The organism is Chryseobacterium sp. JJR-5R, from assembly GCF_034047335.1.
Classification (GTDB): Bacteria; Bacteroidota; Bacteroidia; order Flavobacteriales; family Weeksellaceae; genus Chryseobacterium.
Genome location: NZ_CP139137.1, coordinates 2,327,903 through 2,352,640, shown reverse-complemented (window position 1 = coordinate 2,352,640; position 24,738 = coordinate 2,327,903). Strand labels below are relative to the sequence as shown.

The following is a 24,738-nucleotide window of genomic DNA, read 5'->3' as shown; positions in this document are numbered from 1 at the left end:
AAAGGCTAGCACATGAAAGAATTTTCTAAAGAGGTATACCTGAAGTGGTATGAAGATATGACAATGTGGAGAAGGTTTGAAGACAAATGCCGTTCTCTTTATCTAAAACAAAAAATCAGAGGTTTTTTACATTTGTACAACGGTCAGGAAGCTATTCCTGCAGGTTTTACCCATGCAATGGATTTAACTAAAGACAGTATGATTACTGCCTACAGGTGCCACATCCATCCTATGGCTATGGGAGTAGATCCTAAAAGAATCATGGCAGAACTTTGCGGAAAAGCCACGGGCACCTCCGGAGGTATGGGCGGATCTATGCACATTTTCAGCAAAGAACACAGATTTTACGGTGGTCATGGTATTGTGGGAGGACAGATTCCTTTAGGTGCAGGTATTGCCTTTGCAGACCAGTATTTCGACAGAAAAGCGGTGAATATCTGTTTTTTCGGGGACGGGGCTGCAAGACAGGGTTCACTGCATGAAACGTTTAACATGGCGATGAATTGGAAATTGCCTGTGGTATTTGTGGTAGAAAACAACCAGTATGCGATGGGGACTTCTGTAAAAAGAACCGCCAACCATGAAGACATCTATAAATTAGGTCTGGGCTATGAAATGCCTTGTCTTGCGGTAGATGCAATGGATCCTGAAAAAGTTGCCGAAGCAGCTTACGAAGCTATTGAAAGAGCAAGAAGAGGAGACGGGCCTACTTTTATTGAGGCAAGAACATACCGTTTCAGAGGGCATTCCATGTCTGACGCAGAGCCTTACAGATCCAAAGAGGAAGTGTCGATCCATAAAAGCGATGACCCGATTGAGCTGATCAAACAAAGAATTTTATCAAACAACTGGGCAACCGAAGAAGAACTGGAAGCAACAGACAGCAAATCAAGAGATTTTGTTGAAGAGTGCATTGAGTTCATGGAAAATTCCCCGTATCCGGATCCTGAAAAAATCTACGAGTATGTATATGCTCAGGAAAATTATCCGTTCTTAAACAAATTAGAAAACTAAAAGATAATGAGTCAATTTGAAAATTTGAAAATTTGAAAATGAGATCTTAAAGACATCCTTTTTTAATTTTCAGATTAACAAATTCTCAAATTTTCAAATTAATAAAAATATGGCAGAAGTAATTACAATGCCGCGCCTTTCTGATACAATGACAGAAGGGAAAGTGGCAAAATGGCATAAAAAAATAGGAGATCAGGTAAAAGAAGGAGATATCTTAGCTGAAATTGAAACTGATAAAGCCGTTCAGGATTTTGAATCTGAGATAGAAGGTACTCTTTTATATGTAGGAGTGGAAGAAGGCGGTGCAGCTGCTGTAGATTCTGTTTTAGCGATTATCGGTAAAGAAGGAGAAGATATTTCCGGGTTAACCGGCGGGGAGGCTCCTAAGGCTGATGATTCTGAAGAAAAAAAATCTGAAGAAGAATTAAAGACAGAAAATAATGCTACCAGTGTAGAGCAGACCGATGCTGAAATTCCTGCAGGGGTAGAAATGATTACCATGCCGAGACTTTCTGATACCATGACGGAAGGTAAAGTGGCTAAGTGGCACAAAAACGTAGGCGATACCGTGAAAGAAGGAGACCTTCTTGCGGAAATCGAAACCGATAAAGCCGTTCAGGATTTTGAGTCTGAGTTTAACGGCGTATTGCTGAAGCAGGGTGTTGAAGAAGGCGGTGCCGCTCCTGTGGATTCCGTATTGGCCATTATCGGGCCTGAAGGAACGGATGTTTCAGGAGTTGGTGCTCCGAAACCAGCCGGCCAGTCTTCAGAAAAGCCGGCCGAAAAGAAGCCTGAGGCAAAAGAAGAGAAAGAACAGGCCGCTCCGGCTGAAAATGCTTCTTCTTCTGACCGGGTAGCCATCTCTCCGTTAGCTAAAAAAATGGCTGAGGATAAAGGAGTGGATATCCATAACCTTCAGGGTTCCGGAGAAAATGGAAGAATCGTTAAAAAAGATATTGAAAACTACCAGCCTTCAGCCGGGAAACAAACTTCTGAACCGGCGCAGGTATCATCATCTGCGGCAGCGCAGGTAGCCGTAAGCTTTGTTCAGGGAGAAGATACTGAAACGCCGAACTCACAGGTAAGAAATATCATTGCCAAGCGTCTTTCTGAAAGCAAATTCTCTGCGCCTCACTACTATTTGATGGTAGAGATCAATATGGATAAAGCCATAGAAGCCAGAAAAGAAATCAATTCTTTGCCGGATACGAAAATTTCTTTCAATGATATGATCATTAAGGCAACGGCGGTTGCATTGAGAAAACATCCGCAGGTGAATTCAAGCTGGGCAGGCGACAAGGTGATCCACAGAGGAAACATCAACATCGGCGTAGCAGTAGCTATTCCTGACGGGTTGGTTGTGCCTGTGCTTAAGAACACAGACCAGATGAACTATACGCAGATTTCTGCTGCGGTAAAAGATATGGCAGGAAGAGCAAAATCCAAAGGCCTTAAAGCCAATGAAATGGAAGGTTCCACCTTCTCTGTTTCCAACCTGGGAATGTTCGGGATTGAAACGTTCACCAGCATCATCAACCAGCCGAACGCGGCCATCCTTTCAGTAGGAGCCATTATCGAGAAGCCGGTTGTGAAAAACGGACAGATTGTAGTCGGAAATATCATGAAGCTTTCTTTAGCATGTGACCACAGAGTGGTAGACGGTGCTACAGGAGCTCAGTTCTTACAGACTTTAAAAACATATCTGGAAAGTCCTTTAACACTGTTGCTGTAAATTTCCAAGTTTTTAAAATATAGATAAAAACCTCTCAGTTATGAGAGGTTTTTTTACGTAAACTAAGGATAATATTATGGCGACAAACAATTGGAGAAGCCAATCCCGGATTTATGTACTATTAGCTTTAAAATTGTCATTATTTAAAATCAATTTACTATTTTTGAATTATGATTAAAGCAAGGAATATCCATAAATTTTATGGGAATTTAGAAGTATTGAAGGGCGTTGATATTCATATCAAAATGGGTGAAGTGGTATCTATTGTGGGAGAATCCGGAGCCGGGAAATCTACGTTGCTGCAGATCCTGGGAACACTGGACCAGCCTTCCCATTCAAACAAATTCGGTACTGAAATATCCATTGCGCAGGAGTCTTTTATCAATATGAATGATAAGCAGCTTTCTAAGTTCAGAAACCAGAACATCGGGTTTGTATTTCAGTTCCATCAGCTGCTTCCTGAATTTACGGCTCTGGAAAACGTCCTGCTCCCGACTAAGATTGCCGGTGCTAATGAAAAAGAAGCGGTTGAAAAGGCTTATGCTTTATTTGAAGACCTGAAAATTGAACAGAGGCTGCACCATAAGCCCAACCAGCTTTCGGGTGGTGAAGCACAGAGGGTGGCCGTAGCAAGGGCTCTGATCAATTCCCCTAAAATTATTTTTGCCGATGAGCCTACCGGTAACTTGGATTCAAAAAATGCAGATGACCTCCATCGACTTTTTTTTGACCTGAGAGACAAGTACAACCAGACATTTGTGATTGTAACCCATAATCCCAACCTTGCAGAAATTACCGACAGGAAGTTGGTGATGAAAGACGGATTGATTATCGAATAAAATCCTCGTAAAGCACAGATGAAACACCTTATTTTTTTATTGATTATGCTGGGTTCCTATTCAGCAATTGAATTTCAGCCATCATCTGCTGCCGAAAAATATCTGCCCAAATCAAAAATTTCTGAGATCAGAAATTTCATCAAAGGAAAAAATTATCATCAGGACCTTGCGGTTTTCATCAATTTCAAGATCCATTCCGGGAAGTACCGGTATTTTGTGTATGATCTCAGGAATGATAAAGTTTTACAAAAAGCGATTGTCGCACACGGGGAAGGTTCTGTTGTCGGAAAGTCGGGACTTTTAAAGTTTAGCAATACAGACGGTTCCCATCAGTCGTCTTTAGGCAAATATGAGATCAGGGAAAGCTATTCCGGGAAATTCGGTAAAGCTTACCGTCTGGAAGGCCTGGATGAAACCAACAACAATGCCAGGAAATTATCGGAGCATATGTACTGGATAGGAAAACAGGATTATTAGTTTCAGGCAAAAAGTCCTTGAATATGAAAGAAACAGGTGAAATGACGTTTAAAATTTCTCCGCAAATGAAAGGTTTTGAATAATTAATTATGTCTATAAAATTCTTAGCTGAAGACGACCGTCCCCGCGAAAAATTTTTACAGAAAGGTAAAAATTCGCTATCTGATTCCGAGCTGCTGGCCATTATTATGGGAAGCGGCAATAGGGATGAAACGGCAGTGGAGCTGGGCCAGAAAATACTGGCTTCGGTTGATAATGACTGGCACCTGCTGAGCCTGCTCTCAATCCAGGACCTTATGAAATTTAAAGGCGTGGGACAGGTAAAGGCCATTTCTATTGCAACAGCACTGGAAATTGGCAGAAGAAGGGCCAGGCAGGAAATTTCGGAGATCAAAGTGATTTCCGGCAGCAATGATGCCTATCAGATTTTCAAAAACCAGATGGCGGATCTGCGCACAGAAGAATTCTGGGCCATCTTTCTTAATCAGAGAAACAAGATCATTCATACGGCTAAACTGACTGAAGGCGGAATCAGCCAGTCGATTGTCGATGTCAGGGTTTTATTTAAAACGGCTTTGGATCATTTTTCAACAGGTATTATTGTTGCGCACAACCATCCTTCAGGAAATTTAAAACCGAGCCGGGAAGATATGGATATTACACAAAAGATAAAAGAGGCCGGGAAAATACTGGGCATCCAGCTTCTGGACCACCTGATTATTACCCAAAATTCTTACTTCAGTTTTTCAGATGACGGCATATTATGATGAGAAGATTGAAATACAATGAAATTGATTTTGACAAATATACGCAGTGCCTGGGAAATTCTGAACAGCGGAATTGGTATGCAAAGAAAGAAGTTCTGGACCAGCTTTCAGGAAACTGGGAAATTCTGATGTATGGTGATTATGAAGCAGTTTTACCCGTTCCTTTGAGAAAAAAATTTGGAATCACTTTTGTGATTATGCCTCTTTTTTGTCAGCAGTTAGGCGTTTTTTCACAAAAGGATAATGTAGAAATTAATGATCAGTTTTTAAAGTTTTTAAAAAGAAAATACAAAGTGTTTTCGTATTCTTTCAATCATCTCAATTCGTTATCAGAAAAATTGATATTAAAGAAAAACTATATTATTCCTGTGTCAGATTACCCGACTTTAAGAAGGACAAAATATTTTAAAGGAAGAAAATCCACAGTAAAATGCGCACAGCATCTTCAATACAGGCAGATTGAATTAAATTCTGAACATATTAATTTTATTGAAAATAATTTTAAAGGGATTACTAAAGAAACCGACATTAACGGATTTAGAAACTATATGAATTTTCTCCGGCAGAACAATACCTTAAAGCTTTGTGCTGCTTACCTGGAAGAAGAACTGATAAACGTTGCCGTTTTGATTTCGGAAAATAATCAACTCTCGCTGCTGGGCCTCATCAATGATGAAACATACAGAAATGAAAACGGACCTTCTTTTCTGATCGATAAAATTTTAAGCCTTTACATTCATGAAAAGCAATTCAATTTCATGGGAAGCAATATCCGCGGGATAGAAGTCTTTTTTAAAAGTTTTGGCGGAGAACTTCAGGAATATGCTTATTATGAAAATAAGACGCTGAAGAAATTTTTTTAAAAGATTTTTAAATAAGATCGCTCCAGATTATGAAGCGATCTTTATATGAAATACCTTATTGCTTGATAAACTTTTTAGCGTAATGTGATTTAGAATTGCTGTCTGTAATATCAATAAAATAAACCCCTTTCAGCAGGAGTGAAATATCTATTGAAGCTGTATTGTTTATTGACATGGTTTTTTCAAATACCAGTCTGTTGCTCATATCAAAGATTTTAACTGTGCTGTTCTTTAATTCTTTATTCGTTTTAACGAATAGATTATCTTTAGCGGGAATCGGATAAAGAGTAATGTCATCACGAGTCACTTCAGTAATTTTTGCTGTTTTTTTAGCCAAATCTTCAGATTTACCGGGACGCGGACTAAAAGCATAACAGCTGTTTGTATCATCGATGTACAGATAATGGCTGCTGCCTGTCCCCGGCTCCAATACCGTATTCGTATCTAAGGTTATGCTTTTTTTAGCTTTGAATCTGACATTGGCATTCTGTGTGAAGCTTTCATTTTGAATTCTTATAAATTCTGCAGAATTTGTAAGTTCAAAATCCCACTTGCTGAAACTTCTATCTTTTATCAAAACTTCTCCGCCGTTCGCAGGATTCATCTGCCAGGCTATTTTTGTAGCTTTTCCGGCATCGATTCTTCCGGCACCTAATTTTCCCACATAAGGCTGGTTTTCAGGAATATTGTCTAAATTGGCTGATGTGAGTTTTAAAATGGTTTCTACTTCGTCAGGATTCAAACAACTGTTTACTGAAAACAAAAGGGCCACTACACCGGCTATCTGAGGTGCCGCTATTGAAGTTCCCCAAGCGCCTCCATAGGAACTGTCACTGTCAGCTAATGCTCCTAAAACATTGATCCCGGGTGCCCTTAAATCGACCATATCATTATGTTGATGGGTGGTATTCGGATTTCCGATTATTTCTTCGACACGGTCCTGCCAAGAATACGGAATATTGTTATAAGTATACCCTACATCAAAATAGCCGACAGTGGAAACACTGATGACATTATTGTAACTTGCAGGATAAACATAATTATCCGGCCCGCCGCAAGTTCCGCCATTGCCTGCAGCCACAATAATTACGGTGCCGTTATCATGTATTTCGTCAATTACAAGCTGATCTATTGCGCTGTAGCTGCATGAGTTGTACCAGCTCGCATTCACTACTCTGGCTCCGTTCTGTGATAAAACCAACAGCGTATTCATTAAACTGCCGTCGTTCATATATTTAAATAAAATACTGGAGTTGAAACCTGTGCCCGGAATTCCTCTATTATTATCCGTATTTGCGGCAGCCTGGCTGGAAACAGCAGTTCCGTGAAAATCCGGAACCATGGAAGTCGTTGTAAGGCTGGTAACTTTCCCGGACAGATCTTCATGAGTTGTTCTGATGGGTGTATCGCTTATACCTATCTTGAAGTTCGGATCTCCGTGTGTATAATCCCAGGCTTCTTTTACATTGATCAGTTCCAGGCTTTTTATCGGGTTTGAACTTCCTGAAGGGAAATTATAGTCATTCGGAATATACAGCAGGCCAGGCCTGAATGTCTCTTCAACTAAAGGAAAATATCCCGCATAGTTTTTCAGCTCTTCTGCAATTCCTTCTTTACCGGCTTCCAGTAAATATATGTTTTGCAGATAAGGGGTCCGGGTGGTCGGAAATGCTTTTTCAAATGTATGCACATCATATTTTGAAAAAACTCTCGTAATCCGCTCATCAGAATGCATTATGGCAATCTTGCCATTAATGTCAGTTATTTTTGGGGCACTGCTTTCATTGGAAACCTGAACGTAATAAAGTTTGTTCTGAGCATATGAAAAAAAACCTGCCAACAATACCAACGGGAGTATTTTACTTTTCATTTTGATATACTTTATTTTTAAGTCCCTGGATTTCTTTTTGCTGCTGAATTACATATAATGTTAATTCTTCTACTTTCTTTAAAAGAAGGATGTTCATTTCTTTCAGTTCGATTCCATTTTCTATGGCTTCATCCGTTGTCGGTACTTCCGGTAAGTGCTTATTTTCAGTGATGAATTTTTCAAGCTCATGTAAAGGCATCAGATTATAGTTTTTTTCAAAAACATAGTCTGCCCATCCGTTATTTGCAGCGATATCTACTTTTACCTTTTCAGTTCTGATCCCGTTTTTTATAAAGACCCTGTAATCATTACAGTCTGAACAATTAGGATATTGGCCATAATTTCCGATAAGTAATTTTCCGTTTGCTTTTAATGAAAAGGTAGACTCCCAATTTCCTGGTGCTGTAGGTCCGCTGACATCTAAGACTCCCGGATTATTTGGCTGATATTGGGTGTAATTCAGCCAGACTAAAGAAGAACCGCTATCAACATTAGTACCTGAATTTCTAACGGTAAAAGTATCACTGTCAGTGTCGGATGAAAACTGGCTTCGCCCATATGTTCTGAAAGCAATATTAGGATCAGGATTCATGCCTATACCAATATTGCCTGTTGAACTGATCCTTATTCTTTCAAGATTATTTGTCTTTAATACCAAATCCTGACTGTCTGAAGTTCCAAGATAATTTGTTGTCGGAGATGTCCCGGAATTTCCTGTCAGATTCCAGGACTGTTGGGCATGCAAAAAGGACGCAGCTGCTGTAGCTAATAAAAGGACTGTTTTTTTCATGGTTAAAATATAATTTTTATGTTTTCTAAAGGTAGTGATATATTTTAATGGGCGGGTTCTTTTTATATTATTTTTTTTAGCAAAATGTCTGATGTATTGAAATGTATAAAATTCAGTTATTTGATACATCAGTATAAAATCCGGAGAAATATAATTTGAAAACAAGAATAAAGATACCTGGAAATATTTTCAATAATAAATTCAGAAATTATCAGTAATTTTGCTAGCTCAAATTATGACAAATTTTTCAGGATATCTGCCGTATGCTTTTGCATTGATTATTGCAATCCCTTTTCTGGTTTTGCTCAGGCAATTTGTATTTACCTATATCAGGCTGAAGGAGCAGGAAATAAAACTTCTTTCCGTAAAGTCAAATTCAGGAAACAAGAGCCAGTCCTACGAAAGAATGATCCTTTTTCTGGAAAGGATTAAGCCTTCAAACCTTATTCAGCGCTTTGACAAGGAACTGGCCGTTCACGAATTTATATTTCTTACCGAAAAATCCGTAAACGAAGAGTTTGAATACAATTCTTCGCAACAGCTTTATGTAACAAAAAGCTCGTGGAACAATATTGTCGATTCAAAAAATGCGGTACTGGGCCTGCTTCATAAAACGTATGAAGAGATTAACGGGAATGCTGATCTTGATGAATTTAAAACCATTTTTATCATGAATTATATGAACGGTGATGATTATATTTCAGCAACCCTGGATGATATGAGAAAAGAAATTTTAATAATAGCTTAACTAAAAAATAAATAAAATTAAATAATGATTCCAAATTTTAAAGCACATCCATGGCACGGGATTTCTGCAGGACCAGATGCGCCGAATGTTGTTAATGTTTTCGTGGAGATTGTTCCTTCTGATACCATTAAATATGAAGTAGATAAAGAAACCGGTTTTCTGAAGGTGGACAGGCCTCAAAAATTCTCAAATATTATCCCGGCTCTGTACGGCTTTGTTCCGAGAACCTACTGTGATGCTGCTGTCATGAAACTGGCAGTTGAAAGAGGGGCGGAAGATGTGACTATGGGAGATCATGACCCGCTTGATATCTGTGTTTTGAGTTCCCACAACATCCATTCAGGAGGTTTATTGATGGAGGCTATTCCGATCGGCGGCTTTAAAATGATTGACGGAGGGGAAGCTGATGATAAAATTGTTGCTGTAATGATCGGAGACCATGCTTTCGGGCACTTCAGGGATATTTCAGAATTGCCTGACGCAGAAGTGAAACGATTAATGCACTATTTCCTGACTTACAAAAATTTGCCGGATGAGCCTGCAAAATGCAGAATCCAGGAAGTATACGGTGCCGAGCACGCCAGAAAAGTAATTACAGCTTCTCAGGAAGATTATGCCAACAAATACGGAGGATAGTTATCATATTCTCTTTAAAAATAAAAAGGATAAACGAATTTCGTTTATCCTTTTTTATTGGACATCATTTAAAATAGTTTTTAAAAACTTCCGGCTATGGAAAAAGCTTTCCGTGAAGATTTTGTTTATGCCAGTTCTGAAGCCTGAAACTTTTAAAGCCTGATTGCGGTTATCTTTTGATTTTCATATTCAGTAATAAGTGATCAGAATAATTTCCATAACCGCCATTGTCAGCGGGAATTGTACATTTTGATAAATATAAACAGCTTTTAAATATCTGATTCTGAAAGTTGTACATATTTATATTCTTTTCAAGTAAATTATTTGTTATATTTAATAATCTATTACCAAAAAAATATTAAACTATGGATTTATTCTTATTAGTGCCAATTTTTGGTGTCATTGCTCTACTGTACACATTTCTTCAGAGTAACTGGGTAAGTAAGCAGGATGCCGGAGATGAAAAGATGAAAACAATCAGCGGCTATATTGCTGACGGTGCTATGGCTTTTCTGAAAGCCGAGTACAGAATTTTGTTGTATTTTGTAGTTATTGTAGCTGTTTTATTAGCCATAATGGGTGCGAGCAACGCAGATTCCCACTGGACCATCGGCCTTGCCTTCGCTATCGGCGCTGTATTCTCTGCACTTGCCGGGTTCATCGGGATGAAGATTGCCACAAAAGCCAATGTAAGGACTACACAGGCCGCAAAAACTTCACTGTCTAAAGCTTTAAAAGTTTCTTTTACCGGAGGATCCGTAATGGGAATGGGCGTTGCCGGATTGGCTGTCTTAGGGCTGGGTGCTTTATTTTTAATCATCAGACAGATTTTTGCACCTGATGCCACAGTGGATTCTGATGAAATGAAAAGAACCATTGAAATCCTTACAGGATTTTCCCTGGGTGCAGAATCAATTGCCTTATTTGCCAGGGTAGGCGGCGGTATTTATACCAAGGCAGCTGATGTAGGCGCCGACCTGGTAGGAAAAGTGGAAGCCGGAATTCCTGAAGACGATCCAAGGAATCCCGCTACCATTGCAGATAATGTAGGGGATAATGTTGGGGATGTTGCCGGAATGGGAGCCGACTTATTCGGGTCTTACGTAGCCACGGTTTTAGCTACGATGGTATTGGGAAGGGAAACCATGTCTGAAGATGCTTTCGGTGGCTTTGCCCCGATCCTTTTGCCGATGCTTATCGCAGGTACAGGAATTCTTTTTTCAATGGCCGGGACTTTACTGGTAAGAATCAATGATCATGAAGGATCATCAACGTCAAATGTTCAGAATGCTTTGAATCTGGGGAACTGGGGAAGTATTGTCATTACCGCAATCGTTTCATATTTTCTCGTAACTTATATTTTGCCGGATAAAATGGTTTTAAGAGGCCACGAATTTACTAAAATGGGTGTCTTCGGGGCAATTATGGTCGGTCTGATTGTAGGAACCTTAATGAGCATTATCACAGAATATTATACGGCAATGGGGAAAAGGCCCGTTTCCAGTATTGTAAGGCAGTCTTCAACAGGGCATGCCACCAATATCATTGGCGGGCTTTCCGTTGGGATGGAGTCTACTTTGCTGCCGATTATTGTTCTGGCCGGAGGCATCTATGGCTCCTACTTGTGTGCCGGACTGTACGGTGTGGCGATTGCCGCCGCCGGAATGATGGCCACAACTGCCATGCAGCTTGCCATTGATGCATTCGGGCCGATTGCAGATAATGCAGGCGGAATTGCGGAAATGTGCGAGCTCCCGAAAGAAGTCCGTGAAAGAACCGATATACTGGACGCCGTGGGAAACACAACAGCCGCTACAGGAAAAGGATTTGCCATCGCTTCCGCCGCTTTAACCGCTTTAGCCTTATTTGCCGCATTCGTAGGCATTGCAGGCATTGACGGCATTGATATTTACAGAGCCGACGTACTGGCCGGATTGTTTGTAGGCGGAATGATTCCTTTCATATTTTCATCCCTTGCCATTACAGCCGTAGGGCAGGCAGCCATGGCGATGGTAGAGGAAGTACGCAGGCAGTTCCGGGAAATTCCCGGGATTTTGGAAGGCACGGCACGTCCCGAATATGAAAAATGCGTTGCGATTTCTACCGATGCGTCCATCAGGAAAATGATGCTTCCCGGAGCAATTGCCATTGTTTCACCGTTGTTGATCGGATTTATTTTCGGGCCGGAAGTATTGGGCGGTTTCTTAGCCGGTGCAACCGTATGCGGGGTACTGATGGGTATGTTCCAGAACAATGCAGGAGGGGCCTGGGACAATGCCAAAAAATCTTTTGAAAAAGGAGTGGATATCAACGGCCAGATGTACTACAAGGGCTCAGAACCGCATAAAGCATCAGTAACAGGTGATACCGTGGGAGATCCTTTCAAAGATACTTCAGGGCCGTCCATGAATATCCTGATCAAACTCATGTCTATTGTTTCGCTGGTTATTGCCCCGACCCTAGCCATACTGCATAAAGACAAAATAGAAGCAAACAGAGCCGCTAAAATTGAAAGCTTAACCGGAATGAAGAGTACCCAAACTGTGGGAAATACGGCAGCAATACTGGTTCCGGCGGAGATTAAAGGGTATTTAAATGAAAACGGCGACTTCGTCTATGATACCGGAACTCTTCAGGAAGTACAGCTGAAAGGCGGAAAGAAAATTTCCATTGGAGGGAACAGCCGACTGCTTCAGATGTACCAGCTGATAAAGAACAAAGACCAGTCATTATTGGATCCGAACAAATGGTTTACGATTGAAAATCTTTATTTCGAGACCGGTTCAAGCGAATTACGTGCAGGTTCCGAAGCACAGCTGCTGAATTTAGCGGAAATTCTTAATGCTTATCCGAATCTTAAAATAAAACTGGGAGGATATACCGACAATACAGGAAATGAAGAAAGCAACCAGACCCTTTCCAATCTCAGGGCTCAGACAGCCAGGCTGAAATTGCTGGAGCTGGGTGTTGCCGGAGACCGGTTGGAAGCAGAAGGGTACGGGGCTCAGCATCCGGTCTGCGAAGCCAACGATACAGACGAATGTATGGCAAAAAACAGGAGGATTGACATCAGGGTTTTATCACTCTAAACCTATTGAAATAACAGGTAAAGCACTGCATCAGCGGTGCTTTATCATTTTATAAAAAAAATATCTGATAAGATATTTTCACAGGCAATAAGCCATCTGCCGAAATTGTATAGCTAAAACCAATTATAAATTTTTCCTCAGGTGTTCCAGGGCATCAATAATGAGTTCATCTTTTTTGGCAAAGCTGAACCGGATGTAATCAGAATTTTGTTTTGAATCATAAAAAGCCGACAGCGGAAGACAGGAAACTTTTTTTTCAACGGTAAGCCATTTAGAGAATTCTACATCCGTCATGGTTTTTGATACATCCCTGAAATTGACGACCTGAAAAACAGCCCCTTCAGCTATACGTTCTGCAACTAGAGGGGTATCTTGAATCAGCTCATTAAACAGGTCTCTTTTTTTCTGCATCAGGATCCGGTTTTCAGACGGGTCAAAAACCTCAAGGTATCTGGCAATGGCATACTGGCAAGGCGCATTGGCACTATAGGAAATGTATTGCTGATGGCAACGGAATTTAGCGGTAAGATCCGGATCAGCTAATAAATAACTTACTTTCCAGCCTGTGGAATGGAACATTTTACCGAACGAAAAAATACAGAACGTCAGTTTCCTGAGTTCAGGATGCATGAATGAGCTGTAATGTTCCGTTCCGTCATAACAGTACGTATCGTAGATCTCCTCTGAAATAAGGTAAATGTCCCGGTCTTTTATCAATCCGTATACAATATTCCAGTCATTCTCAGTCCACATTTTCCCTGTAGGGTTCTGCGGTGAGTTGATGATAATGGCTTTCGTCCTGTCAGAGATACAGTGCTGAAGCTTTTCCGGGTTTATGCTGAAATCAGTGTCAAGATCATAGTAGACCGGAACGCCGTTATTCAGTACAATAGAAGGGCTGTAGGTATAATAGGAAGGCTGAATGACAATCACTTCATCTCCCGGGTTTAAAATACATTTAAGCGCTGTATACAAAGTAAAGGTTGCACAGGGTGTTATGGTCACTTCATTTTCCTTCAGCTTAATGCTGTTTTTTCTTTCCAGGTTAAAATTAATAACATTCTGAATCAGCAAGGGATTTCCTGCCAGCGGTTCATAGTTATGGGTGTTCTGCTCTGCGGCTTCTTTTAAAAAACCTTTCAAGCGCGGGTCAATATCAAAGTCTGCCAGGCCCAGCGAGAGATCAAAGCTGTTGTGTCTGGAGGCAAGCTCAGACATTTCCGTAAAAAATGAGTAATGGGTAAATCCGTAAACTTTCTCCATAGGTTATTGTTGGTATCTCAAATATAAGAAATTAGCCGTTCATTACGGATTAAATAAATTTTGTTAATTTTAAACAAATTATTCTATAATGAGAAAACTATTCATTCCCCTGTTTTCGGTAGCGGTACTGGTAAGCTGCGGAACAGCTAAAAATTCCGGCGGTGCAGCTTCGCCGGCCACTTCATCTGATGCAAAAGGCGATAAAGCCTTTCTTGCTGCCTATAAGGAAATTACAACAGCTGATCTGAAGAAAAACTTATATGTTATTGCTTCTGATGAAATGGAAGGAAGGGACACCGGAAGTCCAGGTCAGAAGAAAGCAGGCGAGTACATGATCAATTATTATAAAGGCCTCGGTATTTCATATCCGAAAGCCCTCGGCTCCTATTATCAGAAAGTACCTGCAGATTTCATGAAAAAAAGAGGCGGAGGAAACCTTCCTGATTCCGAAAATATCCTGGCATTTATCGAAGGTTCTGAAAAGCCTGAGGAAATTGTAGTGGTGTCTGCGCATTATGACCATGTAGGTACCCAGAATGGCGTAGTATATAACGGGGCAGATGATGACGGAAGCGGTACGGTAGGCGTGATGGAAATCGCCAAAGCCTTCCAGAGTGCCAGGAAAGCAGGGAACGGCCCGAAGAGATCCATTTTATTCCTGCATGTAACAGGAGAGGAACACGGGTTATTCGGATCTGAATATTATACGGACAATCCTGTTTTTCCTTTGGCCAATACGGTGGTTGATTTAAATATTGATATGATCGGGCGCGATGATCCTGAAAACAGAGGCAAACAGTATGTCTATGTAATCGGGTCTGAAATGTTAAGCTCTGAATTAAAAGTTATTAATGAAGCCGCCAACAAGAAAACCAATACCCTGGAACTGAACTATAAATACGATGATCCCAAAGATACCCAAAGGCTGTATTACCGATCGGACCATTATAATTTTGCAAAAAATAATGTTCCTGTCGCATTTTTCTTTGACGGGATCCATGAAGACTACCATAAGCCGACTGATGATGCTGAGAAAATTGATTATGAGCTGCTGAAAAAAAGGACCCAGCTTGTTTTCGCCACAGCCTGGGAAATCGCCAACAGGCCGGCAAGAATTGTAGTTGACAAAAAATAATAAACAGGCGAAAAGCCGTTTTCTTTAGTCAGGTTTCGGTCAAATAAAAATCCTGAATCAGGAATTGAAGATATTCCTCAGATTCAGGCTGTAAGAAATACCGTTACAGAAAATGCGTTGTCTGAATGCACTGAAAAAAAGAAATAAAACTTGAAATGACTTTTAAACACAGGAAGAACCGTACAAAATGAAACAGAATATAAAATCAATCCGGCCTTTTGTAGGTTCTGAAAACTTTAAGATCAGCAGGGAATTTTATTCAGATCTCGGCTTCGAAGAGACCGTTCTTGAAAGTAACCTGTCTTTATTCCAGTGGAACAGGACGGGTTTCTATCTTCAGGATGCTTACGTAAAAGACTGGATCGGCAATACAATGCTTTTTATCGAAGTGGATGATGCAGATGCATTTTGGGATTATCTGACAGGTCTCAGGCTGCCGGAAAAATATGAGACAGTCCGGCTGACACCTGTTAAAACCATGCCGTGGGGGAAAGAATGTTTTGTGCAGGACCCCAGCGGAATTTTATGGCATTTCGGGGAATTTTTCAGTAAATAAACCTGGCAGTAATAAATAATTATAAACAGGACATGATTTACGCTTTTGATACCTATTATTTTGATGACCATGCCCATACTGTGTGCATTGTTTTTGAAGAATGGACTTCTGAAAAAGAAACCCGGATTTTCATGGAGAAAACGGAAACTGCCTCCGGATATGAAAGCGGTGCATTCTATAAAAGGGAGCTGCCCTGTATCCTCAGTCTCTTAAAACAGATTAAGCTGCATGAAGGCGACCTCATTATTGTTGACGGCTATGTTACGCTGGGCAATGGAGGTAAAATGGGGCTGGGAGAGTATCTTTATGAAGCACTGGAAGAAAGGTTCCCGGTTATCGGAATTGCCAAAAATGAATTCAATACTCCTGACCTTCAACGGAAGATAATCTTTAGGGGAGAAAGTGAAACGCCGCTGTTCCTCACGGTGAAAGGTGCCGATGCAGATGAAATCAAAGCAAAAGTAGAAAAAATGCATGGAAATTCCAGGATGCCCGCACTGCTGAAAAAACTGGATCAGCTGACAAGGATGCGATAAATCATACCAGAAATAAGTAGGATTGCTGACAGCAAATATCAAAAAGCTGACGAATATCACAGATTTATTATTTTTATTAATTCTAAATAAATATAAATTTGTAACAACAAAAACACATATCAATCATATCCATATCAATTTTTGTTTTTCCAACCGGCAACTTAAAATTGCCGGTTTTTATTATTTATGATAAAGCGATTTTCTGTATTCAATGCCCCAGTTGGCAATTTCATCAATAATCGGTTCTATGGTCCTGCCGTATTCCGTAACTTCATATTCTACCGTAACAGGTTTGGTATCCAGGACTGTCCGGGTAATGAGCCGGTTGATTTCCATATCCTGCAGTTCTTTGGAAAGCATTTTGGCAGCAATCCCGTCAATTTCCCTGAGCAGATCCATAAAGCGCATTCTTCCTCCCTGCAGCAAGGTCCCTAAAATATGAAATTTCCATTTTCCGGACAGGATTTCCATGGCATCTTTTATGGCGTTCATCCGGTGTTTGCACACCACTGTGGTATTCAGCTGCGGTTCTTTTTTCATAATTCAAACTGTATCATATGATGAGGTAAAGGTATAAAAAATTATCGGGGTAGTTTCATAGAGGAAACCGGTTTCCAAAAGGAAATCTGCCGTGCAGGTGTCATCATTAAATATTAGTTTTGTGATTAAGATTATCACCTGAAATGATAAATTACAGAATACTGACATTCTTTTTCCTTACAGTAACGTTAGGCAGCTGCAACGGACAGAACAATAAAAGTAAAAAAATGGAAAACAAAACATCAAACCCACTGCTGTGTGATCCTGCTACAGGGATCTGTGAAATGCCGGGCGAAAAAGCGGAGATCGGAAACATCCATGTTCAGGCTAATAATAAACCCGTAAAAGTTATTTATTTTACAGATCCAATCTGCTCTTCCTGCTGGGGGATTGAGCCGCAGCTGAGAAAGCTTAAACTTGAATACGGGAACAGCGTGGAGATTGAATACAGGATGGGCGGGCTTCTTCCGGACTGGAGCTACAACAGCGGAGGCATCAGCAAGCCGTCTGATGTTGCACACCACTGGGATGACGCAAGCAAGTATTATGATATGCCGATAGACGGGGACGTATGGCTTCAGGATCCTCTGGATTCTTCCTATCCGCCGTCGATTGCCTTTAAAGCAGCACAGCTTCAGGATAAGACTAAAGCTGTTGATTTCATGAGGGAGCTTCGTGAAATGGTGTTTTTGAAGAAAAAGAACATCACAAAATGGGAACATATTGCTGCGGCAGCAGAGAAAACCGGACTTGATACCGATCAGCTGAAAACAGATTTCGAAGGGAAAGCAAAGGAACTTTTCCAGGAAGACCTGAATATGGCGAGATCAATGGGCGTACGTGGCTTTCCTACGATGTTTTTCACCAATGAAGAAGGAAGCAGGGAAATGGTGTACGGATCAAAACCGTATGCTTTCTACGAAACAGCCATCCTGAAAGTAAATGCAGATACAAAGAAAACAGAATATTCCAAAAACTGGGAAACCCTGTTTGGGAAGTATCATTCCCTTACCGCAAAGGAATTTTCAGAATTATCAGGCACCCCGAGAATGGAAAGCGAAAAGGTTTTAAATGAGCTTTCTGAAAAAGGCACCCTTGAAAAGCTGACCACCAAAAACGGTTCGGTCTGGACACTCAAATCATAGATTAATTTCATCATATTTAGCAATTTTTTTTAACCGGAGATTTTAAGTCTCCGGTTTTTTTGCAGCCTGTCGTTATATTATTAATTGGAGCATGCATCAGGATGGAAGCAAAAAAAACAGACAGGTAACTTCCTGTCTGTTTTTTGTAATGGCTGGTGATCTCACCAAGAATCGAACTTGGATCTAAAGTTTAGGAAACTTCTATTCTATCCGTTGAACTATGAGACCTTAAAGGCGCAAAGATAATAAATAATTTTAAAATTTAAAAATAAAAGAATCCGTTCTTTAGGAACGGATCCAGTAGATAAATACATCTCATTTTTTTAATTAGACAACAATAAAAAAGCACAGCCGACAGCGCTGTGCTTAAATTTTTATAATTTAAATGCAATTTCAAAACTGAAAAAAGCAAAAATTGAATTCATTCCAGATGTATTACAGCGTAAATGTAGGAATAAATTTCTTTCGTTCAGTGAATTAAATGTTAAAACTCACAAGTTATCCACAAAGAATTGTTAATAAGTTTTTAACGGATTTTCTCAGTTGCTTCATCAGGGAAGTTTAATATTTTATATTTCTGGAACATCCATTTTTAAAGTTCAACTAATTATTTTTAAATATAATCATCAAATTCCGGAAATAAAATAATTTGAAAAATTAGTGCAATTAAACTTAGATAAATAAAAAGAGAGCCGTTTATCCGACTCTCTCTGTATTTAATTTTCCAGCTTTTCTTTTACGTATTTCGCTGTATGGGATTTTTTATTCTTGGCTAAATCTTCCGGGGTTCCCGTGAAAACCACTTCGCCGCCATGTTTTCCCGCTTCCGGCCCGATGTCTATGATGTAGTCTGCAGACTTGATAATGTCCGGCTGATGTTCAATAACGATAACCGAATGCCCCAGGTCAATCAGCGCCTGCAAAGACGTCAGCAGTTTCTGGATATCATGAAAATGCAGTCCCGTAGAAGGTTCGTCAAAGATAAACAGTGTTTTATCCGTGGTGACACCTTTTACCAGGAACGATGCCAGTTTTACACGCTGTGCCTCGCCTCCGGAAAGGGTGGAGGAGCTCTGTCCTAACTGAAGATATCCCAAACCGACATCCTGTAATGGCCTCAGCTTAGTTACTATCTTTTCCTCATGGTTGTCTCGGAAAAAATCCAGTGCATTATCCACCGTCATATGAAGGATGTCAGAAATGTTTTTTTCGTCATACCGTACCTCCAGAATTTCATTTTTGAAACGGGTTCCTTTGCAGACTTCGCATTCCAGCTCAATATCTGCCATAAACTGCATGGATACATTGATGACGCCTTCGCCTTTACATTCGTCACACCTTCCGCCGTCCACATTGAAAGAGAAGTGTTTCGGTTTGTAGCCCATCATTTTTGATACCTTCTGCTTGGCAAACAGGTCTCTGATATCATCATATGCCTTAAGATAGGTGACAGGATTGGAACGGGAAGATTTCCCGATCGGGTTCTGGTCGATCAGTTCAATGTGCCTGATGAGCTTTTTAGGAAAATCGACAGAATCATAGTCGCCTTTTTTTCCGCCCATGCCCAGCTGGATCTGGATGTCATTGGTCAGGATTTCTTTCATCAAAGTAGATTTACCGCTTCCTGAAACGCCTGAGATCACCACCAGGTTTTCAAGAGGGACATCCACATCAATATTTTTAAGGTTATTCTGGCGGGCACCTTTGATATGGATCCATTCTTTTGCCTTTCTCCGTTTGGCAGGAACTTTAATTTCCAGCCTTCCGGTCAGGTATTTTGAGGTCAGGGTGTCTGCATCTTTCAGCTGTTTATAATCTCCGGCAAATACCAGTTCACCGCCCAGATAGCCTGCTTCCGGACCAATGTCGATAATATAATCTGCTGCCTTCATCACATCCTCATCATGTTCTACCACAATCACCGTATTCCCCAGATCCCGCAGGTTTTTCAGGACTTCGATTAAATTTTCCGTATCCCTTGAATGCAATCCGATAGACGGCTCATCCAGGATGTAAATGGAGCCTACCAGAGAGCTTCCGAGGCTGGTAGCCAGGTTGATCCGCTGGCTTTCTCCTCCGGAAAGCGTATTAGAGGTCCTGTTTATCGTTAAATAGCCCAAACCAACCTTCAATAAAAATTCCAGTCGGGTGTTGATTTCATATAACAGCCTTTTTGCTACTTCCTGATCATGTTCTGATAATTTCAGTTCTTTGATCAGAGGGGAAAGTTCGTCCATGGGAAGCTCGATCATAGACTGGATATTGTGTCCGTCTATTTTTACCCAGCTAGTTTCTTCACGCAGCCTGAGGCCTTCACAGGTAGGGCAGAGCGTTTTCCCGCGGTAACGCGAAAGCATGACACGGTACTGGATCTTATACAGGTTTTCTTCAAGCATCCTGAAGAAATTATCAATGGACGGAAATGTACTTTTCCCGTCGCCTTTCCAAAGGTATTTTTTCTGCTCCTTGGTCAGCTGGTGGTAAGGCTTGTGGATCGGGAAGTCTTTTGCTTTTTTAATGAAGTCTTTCTTCCATTCGCTCATGCTTTCCCCTCTCCATGAGGCCACCGCGTCTTCAAAAACAGACAGGGTTTTATTGGGAACCACCAGGTCTTCATCAATCCCGATTACCTTACCGTAGCCTTCACAGGTAGGACAGGCACCGTACGGATTGTTGAAACTGAAAAAATGGACATTGGGCTCGAGGAACTCTATGCCGTCCAGCTCAAATTTATTTGAAAATTCTTTTGCTTTCCCGGTATCCATGTTTTTGAGCGAGCAGTATCCGCGTCCTTCATAGAAAGCCATCTGGATAGAGTCTGCCAGGCGCTGCAGGAAGCTTTCATCCTCTTCATAATAGAAGCGGTCGATCACCAGATTGATCTCCATTCCTTTTTCAGGGGTAAACCCGAAACTTTCGAGATCTTCAATTCCGGCAACGTTTCCGCTGATTTCCAGTCTTGTAAAACCGGCCAGTTTTAAAACGTTCAGGTTTTCAGTGAAATTTTCCGCATCATAGGTAAGCGGCGCCGTCAATAGGAATGACACGTCTTTTTCTGATGATCTGATAAAATCCACTACATCGGAAACCGAGTCTTTTTTCACTTCTTCCCCGGAAACCGGTGAAAATGTTTTCCCGATCCTTGCGAAAAGAAGTTTCATATAATCATAAATCTCCGTAGATGTGCCTACCGTTGATCTCGGGTTTGAAGAAATCACCTTCTGCTGGATCGCGATGGACGGAGCCAGGCCTTTGATGTCATCAACTTTAGGCTTTTCCAGTTTCCCTAAAAACTGGCGCGCATATGAGCTGAGACTTTCCACGTACCTTCTTTGTCCTTCCGCATAAATGGTGTCAAATGCCAGTGAAGATTTTCCGCTTCCGGAAACTCCTGTAATGACGATCAGTTTATTTTTAGGGATGAGGACGTCAATGTGTTTCAGATTGTTGAGATGTGCATTCTTAACAAAAATCTGCTTTTTAATATCTATATCTGTTGTATGAGCCATAGTAAAATTAAGACTAACAAAATTACGACTTTTTGATGGATTCTGATCTTTAATTAAACACAAATCATGCAAATCAGTTCCATCGGTATTTTCATATTTCATCACTTCATTACAGGGTAGAATTTTAAATGACAAATAAGATCTTTTACTTTCCATTATGGTTTTACTGCCTGTAAAAATCTGCAATGTGCGGATTAAGTATGTTATGTTTAATGAAAACAGCCCGGATAAGCGGTATGTATGTTTTAAGTACTTCTTCAGAATTAATAAATCCGCAAATACAGGCTTGCAATGACCTTGAAATTTGACTAATTATCAGTTAAGGGCCGGGATTGACTGAAGATAATTTATCAGCTGTGTTAAATTTTAATTTTTAACTTTTTTTTAAGCTTACCCTGTTGTTTTATATTTAATAATTATTTAAAATTGTATTTACAAATAAGTAATACAGAATGCGAAAATTATTCAGAGATCTGGTTACACATTTAATGAAAAAAAGATAAATCCTTCCGGAAAGATGCAGCTGAAACTGCATCTTTTTTTATGACATCTATCATTTGTATGTATTCTCAAACTCCATTATTTTTGGACCTGTGAACTCACTGAGATAATTCTGATAAAAATGATTAAAAAAGCAGGAAGCATTTTATTTCTTGGAGCCTTGTATTTTGCACAGGCCCAGGAAAAATCCGCGGATATTGACCAAATTGAAATTCAGGGAAAAATAATTTCCATCCCGTATAAAATCGCCAACCAGAATATCAGTGTTATTACCAGGGAAAACATAGAAAATTCTCCTGCCAAAAGCATTGATGAAATCCTGCAGCAGGTTTCCGGGATGGATATCAGAAGGCGCGGGGCAAACGGCGTACAAAGCGATATTGCTTTCCGCGGCAGCTCATCAGAGCAGGTGCTCCTCCTTTTAAACGGAATCAGGATGAGCGATTCCCAGACGGGCCATAATTCTCTGAACTTACCAATAGACCTTGAAGATGTGGAAAGAATAGAAGTTATTAAAGGCCCGGGTGCAAGACGGTTCGGACAAAATGCCTATGCCGGAGTCATCAATGTGATTACGAAAACCCATATCGGGAAAAGGGTAAAGATAAGTGCTGAAGCCGGAGATTATGAAACGTTCGGTTTCGGAATGAATGCACAGATCGGAAATGAGAAATTTTCAAATGCGCTTACGGCAAATTCCAATTCATCCCAGGGGTATATGTACAATACGGATTATGAGATCAGAAATATATTTTATCAGAGCAAATTAGCCGTAAAAGACGGGGACATCATGCTGCAGGCCGGTTTTTCTGAGAAAAAATTCGGGGCCAACGGGTTTTATTCTTCTCCGAAAGCAACCGAACAGTATGAGGAAACGCAGGCCTCCGTAGTAAGCCTGGCGCATCAGCAAACCTTTAAAAACCTGAAAATCCATTCCAATGTATACTGGCGGAGAGGGCAGGATATGTACCTGTTCAACAGGGCGAAGCCTGAAATCTACCGGAATATGCACATAGGGAACAATGTAGGAGGCGAAGTGAATTCCAGCTATAAGTGGGGATTAGGCACTACAGGAGTCGGCGTAGAGCTGAGAAAGGAATTTCTGGCCAGTAATAATCTCGGACAAAGGAACCGTTTTGTTTCCCAGGTGTTCTTTGAGCACCATTTTTCGCTGCTTGATAAAAAATTAAATATCAGTCCGGGTTTTTCATGGGCAAATTATTCCAAGGAAGGGAATTTCTTCTATCCGGGACTGGATGTAGGCTACAATTTTAATCAGAATCATAAGATCTACGGGAATATTTCAAGGGTTTCAAGGGTGCCTACATTTACCGATCTTTATTATGTAAGCAAAACGGAGCAGGGAAATCCTGATCTGCTGCCAGAAAATGCAGTTTCTGCAGAAGCAGGATACCAGTATCAGGCGGGAAATATTTTAGCGAAAGTCAGCGGTTTCCTTAGGGATTCCAACAATTCCATAGACTGGACCAAAATGTCACTGAACGATCCTGTCTGGTACGCCCGGAATATTGGCGATACGAGCAGCAAGGGAGTGGAAATTGAGCTTAACCACCGCTGGAAGCAATGGCTGAATTATTCGGTAGGGTATACTTATCTGGACAATAAGCTGAATTCTGCCGGAGAATTTTCTGCAAGGTATCTTCTGGATAACCTGAAGCACCAGTTGATTGCAAAATTGGAAACGAAATTCCTGAAAAATTTTACCAATGAACTTGTTTACCGGTATAACCAGCGTATGAATAACGGAAGTTATAATCTGCTGGATGAAAAATTAAGTTTTGTTCAGAAAGACTTTTCAGTCTATGTTCTGATCAATAATGTAACCAATACTTCATATACGGAAACCTTTGGCGTGGCCATGCCGCAGCGGTGGTTCCATGTAGGACTTTCTTATATGATCAATATTAAGTAAATGTTAATTCAGGATGAATTAAAGTTAATATTACGAAATTGTTAATTGATTTAAATTTGCAGAAATTTTTTTTAAGATGAAACTTTTTCTAAGTCTTGGTCTGTTGTTCTGCCTGACGTTTATTAAAGCACAGGAACATATTTCCAACTTCAATGCACTGACATTAACGTATAAGTTTCACCCAAAATTCTTCCTATACGCCGAGAGCCAGATGAGAAGCATCGAAGATTACAGCTATCCTGATTATTATGAAATAAAAGGCGGTTTAGGATATAATCTCACCAAGAATCACAAGCCGTTTATCGGATTGGGAAGATATGCTACCTATAAAGACCATGCTATCAATAAAGAAGAGTTCAGGGTCTGGCTGCAGGATGTTATTGACTTCAAGAAAGGCGTGGTAAAGTTTGAAAACAGGTTCCGTGCTGAAAAATCATGGTTTTACGAGCCGCAGACTGATAAAAGCTCCGAGAGGATGCGGTACCGTTACCGCTTGAATATTTCGGTTCCCCTGAATGCCAAAAAAATTGAGCCCGGTACTTTATTTGCCAATGCCTATGACGAAATCTTTATTGTAAGCCCCATAAAACCTGCTTTTGCAAGAAACAGGGTCTACGGAGGTTTCGGGTACCAAATCGATGAACATTTCGGGATCTTGGGCGGGTACCTCTGGCAAAGAGAATTTGAAGCGAAAGGAAATAAAAACGTCCACTTCATATATCTTGCCATCAACATCAATATAGATGATACCAACCCTCCTGCAAAAACCTATCATTTCCCGGGAGCAGATTAATA

Annotated in this window: 20 protein-coding genes and 1 tRNA gene; 15 read left to right on the top strand and 6 right to left on the bottom strand. The window is 40.6% G+C overall.

Annotated elements, in window-relative coordinates:
• Positions 1-12: 12 nt before the first annotated feature.
• The 6 genes from pdhA (at position 13) to SD427_RS10445 (ending at position 5,692) form a co-directional block, all read left to right on the top strand.
• Entirely contained in the window at positions 13-1,014 is a 1,002-nt protein-coding gene (gene pdhA, locus SD427_RS10470) for a pyruvate dehydrogenase (acetyl-transferring) E1 component subunit alpha (protein ID WP_320557739.1), read from the top strand.
• A gap of 109 nt (positions 1,015-1,123) precedes the next feature.
• Positions 1,124-2,746: a pyruvate dehydrogenase complex dihydrolipoamide acetyltransferase gene (locus SD427_RS10465; RefSeq protein WP_320557738.1), complete on the top strand. Its 1,623-nt coding sequence runs from the start codon at positions 1,124-1,126 to the stop codon at positions 2,744-2,746.
• Positions 2,747-2,916: 170 nt separating this feature from the next.
• Positions 2,917-3,585, top strand: coding sequence for an ABC transporter ATP-binding protein (locus tag SD427_RS10460; protein WP_320557737.1), 669 nt, complete (start codon positions 2,917-2,919; stop codon positions 3,583-3,585).
• Positions 3,586-3,603: 18 nt separating this feature from the next.
• The gene (locus tag SD427_RS10455) at positions 3,604-4,062 is read left to right on the top strand and encodes a murein L,D-transpeptidase catalytic domain-containing protein (protein WP_320557736.1); all 459 of its coding nucleotides are present in this window, start codon (positions 3,604-3,606) and stop codon (positions 4,060-4,062) included.
• An 89-nt stretch (positions 4,063-4,151) separates the two neighbouring features.
• Entirely contained in the window at positions 4,152-4,829 is a 678-nt protein-coding gene (gene radC / locus SD427_RS10450) for a RadC family protein (protein WP_320557735.1), read from the top strand.
• Positions 4,826-5,692, top strand: coding sequence for a hypothetical protein (locus SD427_RS10445; RefSeq protein WP_320557734.1), 867 nt, complete (start codon positions 4,826-4,828; stop codon positions 5,690-5,692). Before radC ends, SD427_RS10445 begins: the two co-directional genes overlap by 4 nt.
• 55 nt (positions 5,693-5,747) lie before the next feature.
• Here SD427_RS10445 and SD427_RS10440 read toward each other — a convergent pair whose 3' ends face one another.
• Entirely contained in the window at positions 5,748-7,562 is a 1,815-nt protein-coding gene (locus SD427_RS10440; protein ID WP_320557733.1) for a S8 family peptidase, read from the bottom strand.
• A complete protein-coding gene (locus tag SD427_RS10435) occupies positions 7,552-8,352 on the bottom strand; it encodes a hypothetical protein (protein ID WP_320557732.1) in 801 nt (266 codons plus the stop codon). Before SD427_RS10435 ends, SD427_RS10440 begins: the two co-directional genes overlap by 11 nt.
• A 235-nt stretch (positions 8,353-8,587) precedes the next feature.
• Between SD427_RS10435 and SD427_RS10430 the strand changes: the two genes are divergently transcribed.
• The 3 genes from SD427_RS10430 (at position 8,588) to SD427_RS10420 (ending at position 12,825) form a co-directional block, all read left to right on the top strand.
• Entirely contained in the window at positions 8,588-9,100 is a 513-nt protein-coding gene (locus SD427_RS10430; RefSeq protein WP_320557731.1) for a hypothetical protein, read from the top strand.
• Positions 9,101-9,124: 24 nt separating this feature from the next.
• Positions 9,125-9,736 carry an inorganic pyrophosphatase gene (locus SD427_RS10425; RefSeq protein ID WP_320557730.1) on the top strand — a complete coding sequence of 204 codons (612 nt, stop codon included), beginning with the start codon at positions 9,125-9,127 and terminating at the stop codon, positions 9,734-9,736.
• A 365-nt stretch (positions 9,737-10,101) separates the two neighbouring features.
• Complete coding sequence (locus tag SD427_RS10420) at positions 10,102-12,825, top strand: sodium-translocating pyrophosphatase (protein WP_320557729.1); 2,724 nt, start codon at positions 10,102-10,104, stop codon at positions 12,823-12,825.
• 123 nt (positions 12,826-12,948) lie between these two features.
• Here the strand turns inward: SD427_RS10420 and SD427_RS10415 are convergent, their stop codons facing one another.
• Positions 12,949-14,088 (bottom strand): aminotransferase class I/II-fold pyridoxal phosphate-dependent enzyme, encoded by a 1,140-nt coding sequence (locus SD427_RS10415; RefSeq protein ID WP_320557728.1) that lies wholly within the window; start codon positions 14,086-14,088, stop codon positions 12,949-12,951.
• Between the two features lie 88 nt (positions 14,089-14,176).
• On the opposite strand from SD427_RS10415, the gene SD427_RS10410 reads away from it, so the two are divergent.
• The 3 genes from SD427_RS10410 to SD427_RS10400 all read left to right on the top strand — a co-directional run bounded on the left by SD427_RS10410 (position 14,177) and on the right by SD427_RS10400 (position 16,315).
• On the top strand, positions 14,177-15,223 hold the full coding sequence (locus tag SD427_RS10410) for a M28 family metallopeptidase (protein WP_320557727.1): 1,047 nt from the start codon (positions 14,177-14,179) through the stop codon (positions 15,221-15,223).
• A gap of 187 nt (positions 15,224-15,410) precedes the next feature.
• Positions 15,411-15,779 (top strand): glyoxalase, encoded by a 369-nt coding sequence (locus tag SD427_RS10405; RefSeq protein WP_320557726.1) that lies wholly within the window; start codon positions 15,411-15,413, stop codon positions 15,777-15,779.
• Positions 15,780-15,811: 32 nt separating this feature from the next.
• Positions 15,812-16,315 (top strand): endonuclease V, encoded by a 504-nt coding sequence (locus tag SD427_RS10400; RefSeq protein WP_320557725.1) that lies wholly within the window; start codon positions 15,812-15,814, stop codon positions 16,313-16,315.
• Between the two features lie 180 nt (positions 16,316-16,495).
• Here the strand turns inward: SD427_RS10400 and SD427_RS10395 are convergent, their stop codons facing one another.
• Positions 16,496-16,855: a helix-turn-helix domain-containing protein gene (locus tag SD427_RS10395; RefSeq protein WP_320557724.1), complete on the bottom strand. Its 360-nt coding sequence runs from the start codon at positions 16,853-16,855 to the stop codon at positions 16,496-16,498.
• Positions 16,856-17,082: 227 nt separating this feature from the next.
• On the opposite strand from SD427_RS10395, the gene SD427_RS10390 reads away from it, so the two are divergent.
• A complete protein-coding gene (locus SD427_RS10390) occupies positions 17,083-18,000 on the top strand; it encodes a ClpXP adapter SpxH family protein (RefSeq protein WP_320557723.1) in 918 nt (305 codons plus the stop codon).
• A gap of 153 nt (positions 18,001-18,153) precedes the next feature.
• Here the strand turns inward: SD427_RS10390 and SD427_RS10385 are convergent.
• Together SD427_RS10385 and uvrA are read right to left on the bottom strand one after the other, a co-directional pair.
• Positions 18,154-18,228 (bottom strand) — tRNA-Arg (locus SD427_RS10385).
• A 488-nt stretch (positions 18,229-18,716) separates the two neighbouring features.
• Positions 18,717-21,509 carry an excinuclease ABC subunit UvrA gene (gene uvrA / locus SD427_RS10380; protein WP_320557722.1) on the bottom strand — a complete coding sequence of 931 codons (2,793 nt, stop codon included), beginning with the start codon at positions 21,507-21,509 and terminating at the stop codon, positions 18,717-18,719.
• Positions 21,510-22,131: 622 nt separating this feature from the next.
• Between uvrA and SD427_RS10375 the strand changes: the two genes are divergently transcribed.
• Both SD427_RS10375 and SD427_RS10370 read left to right on the top strand, forming a co-directional pair.
• On the top strand, positions 22,132-23,943 hold the full coding sequence (locus tag SD427_RS10375) for a TonB-dependent receptor plug domain-containing protein (RefSeq protein ID WP_320557721.1): 1,812 nt from the start codon (positions 22,132-22,134) through the stop codon (positions 23,941-23,943).
• 76 nt (positions 23,944-24,019) lie between these two features.
• Complete coding sequence (locus tag SD427_RS10370) at positions 24,020-24,736, top strand: DUF2490 domain-containing protein (protein ID WP_320557720.1); 717 nt, start codon at positions 24,020-24,022, stop codon at positions 24,734-24,736.
• Positions 24,737-24,738 lie beyond the last annotated feature (2 nt).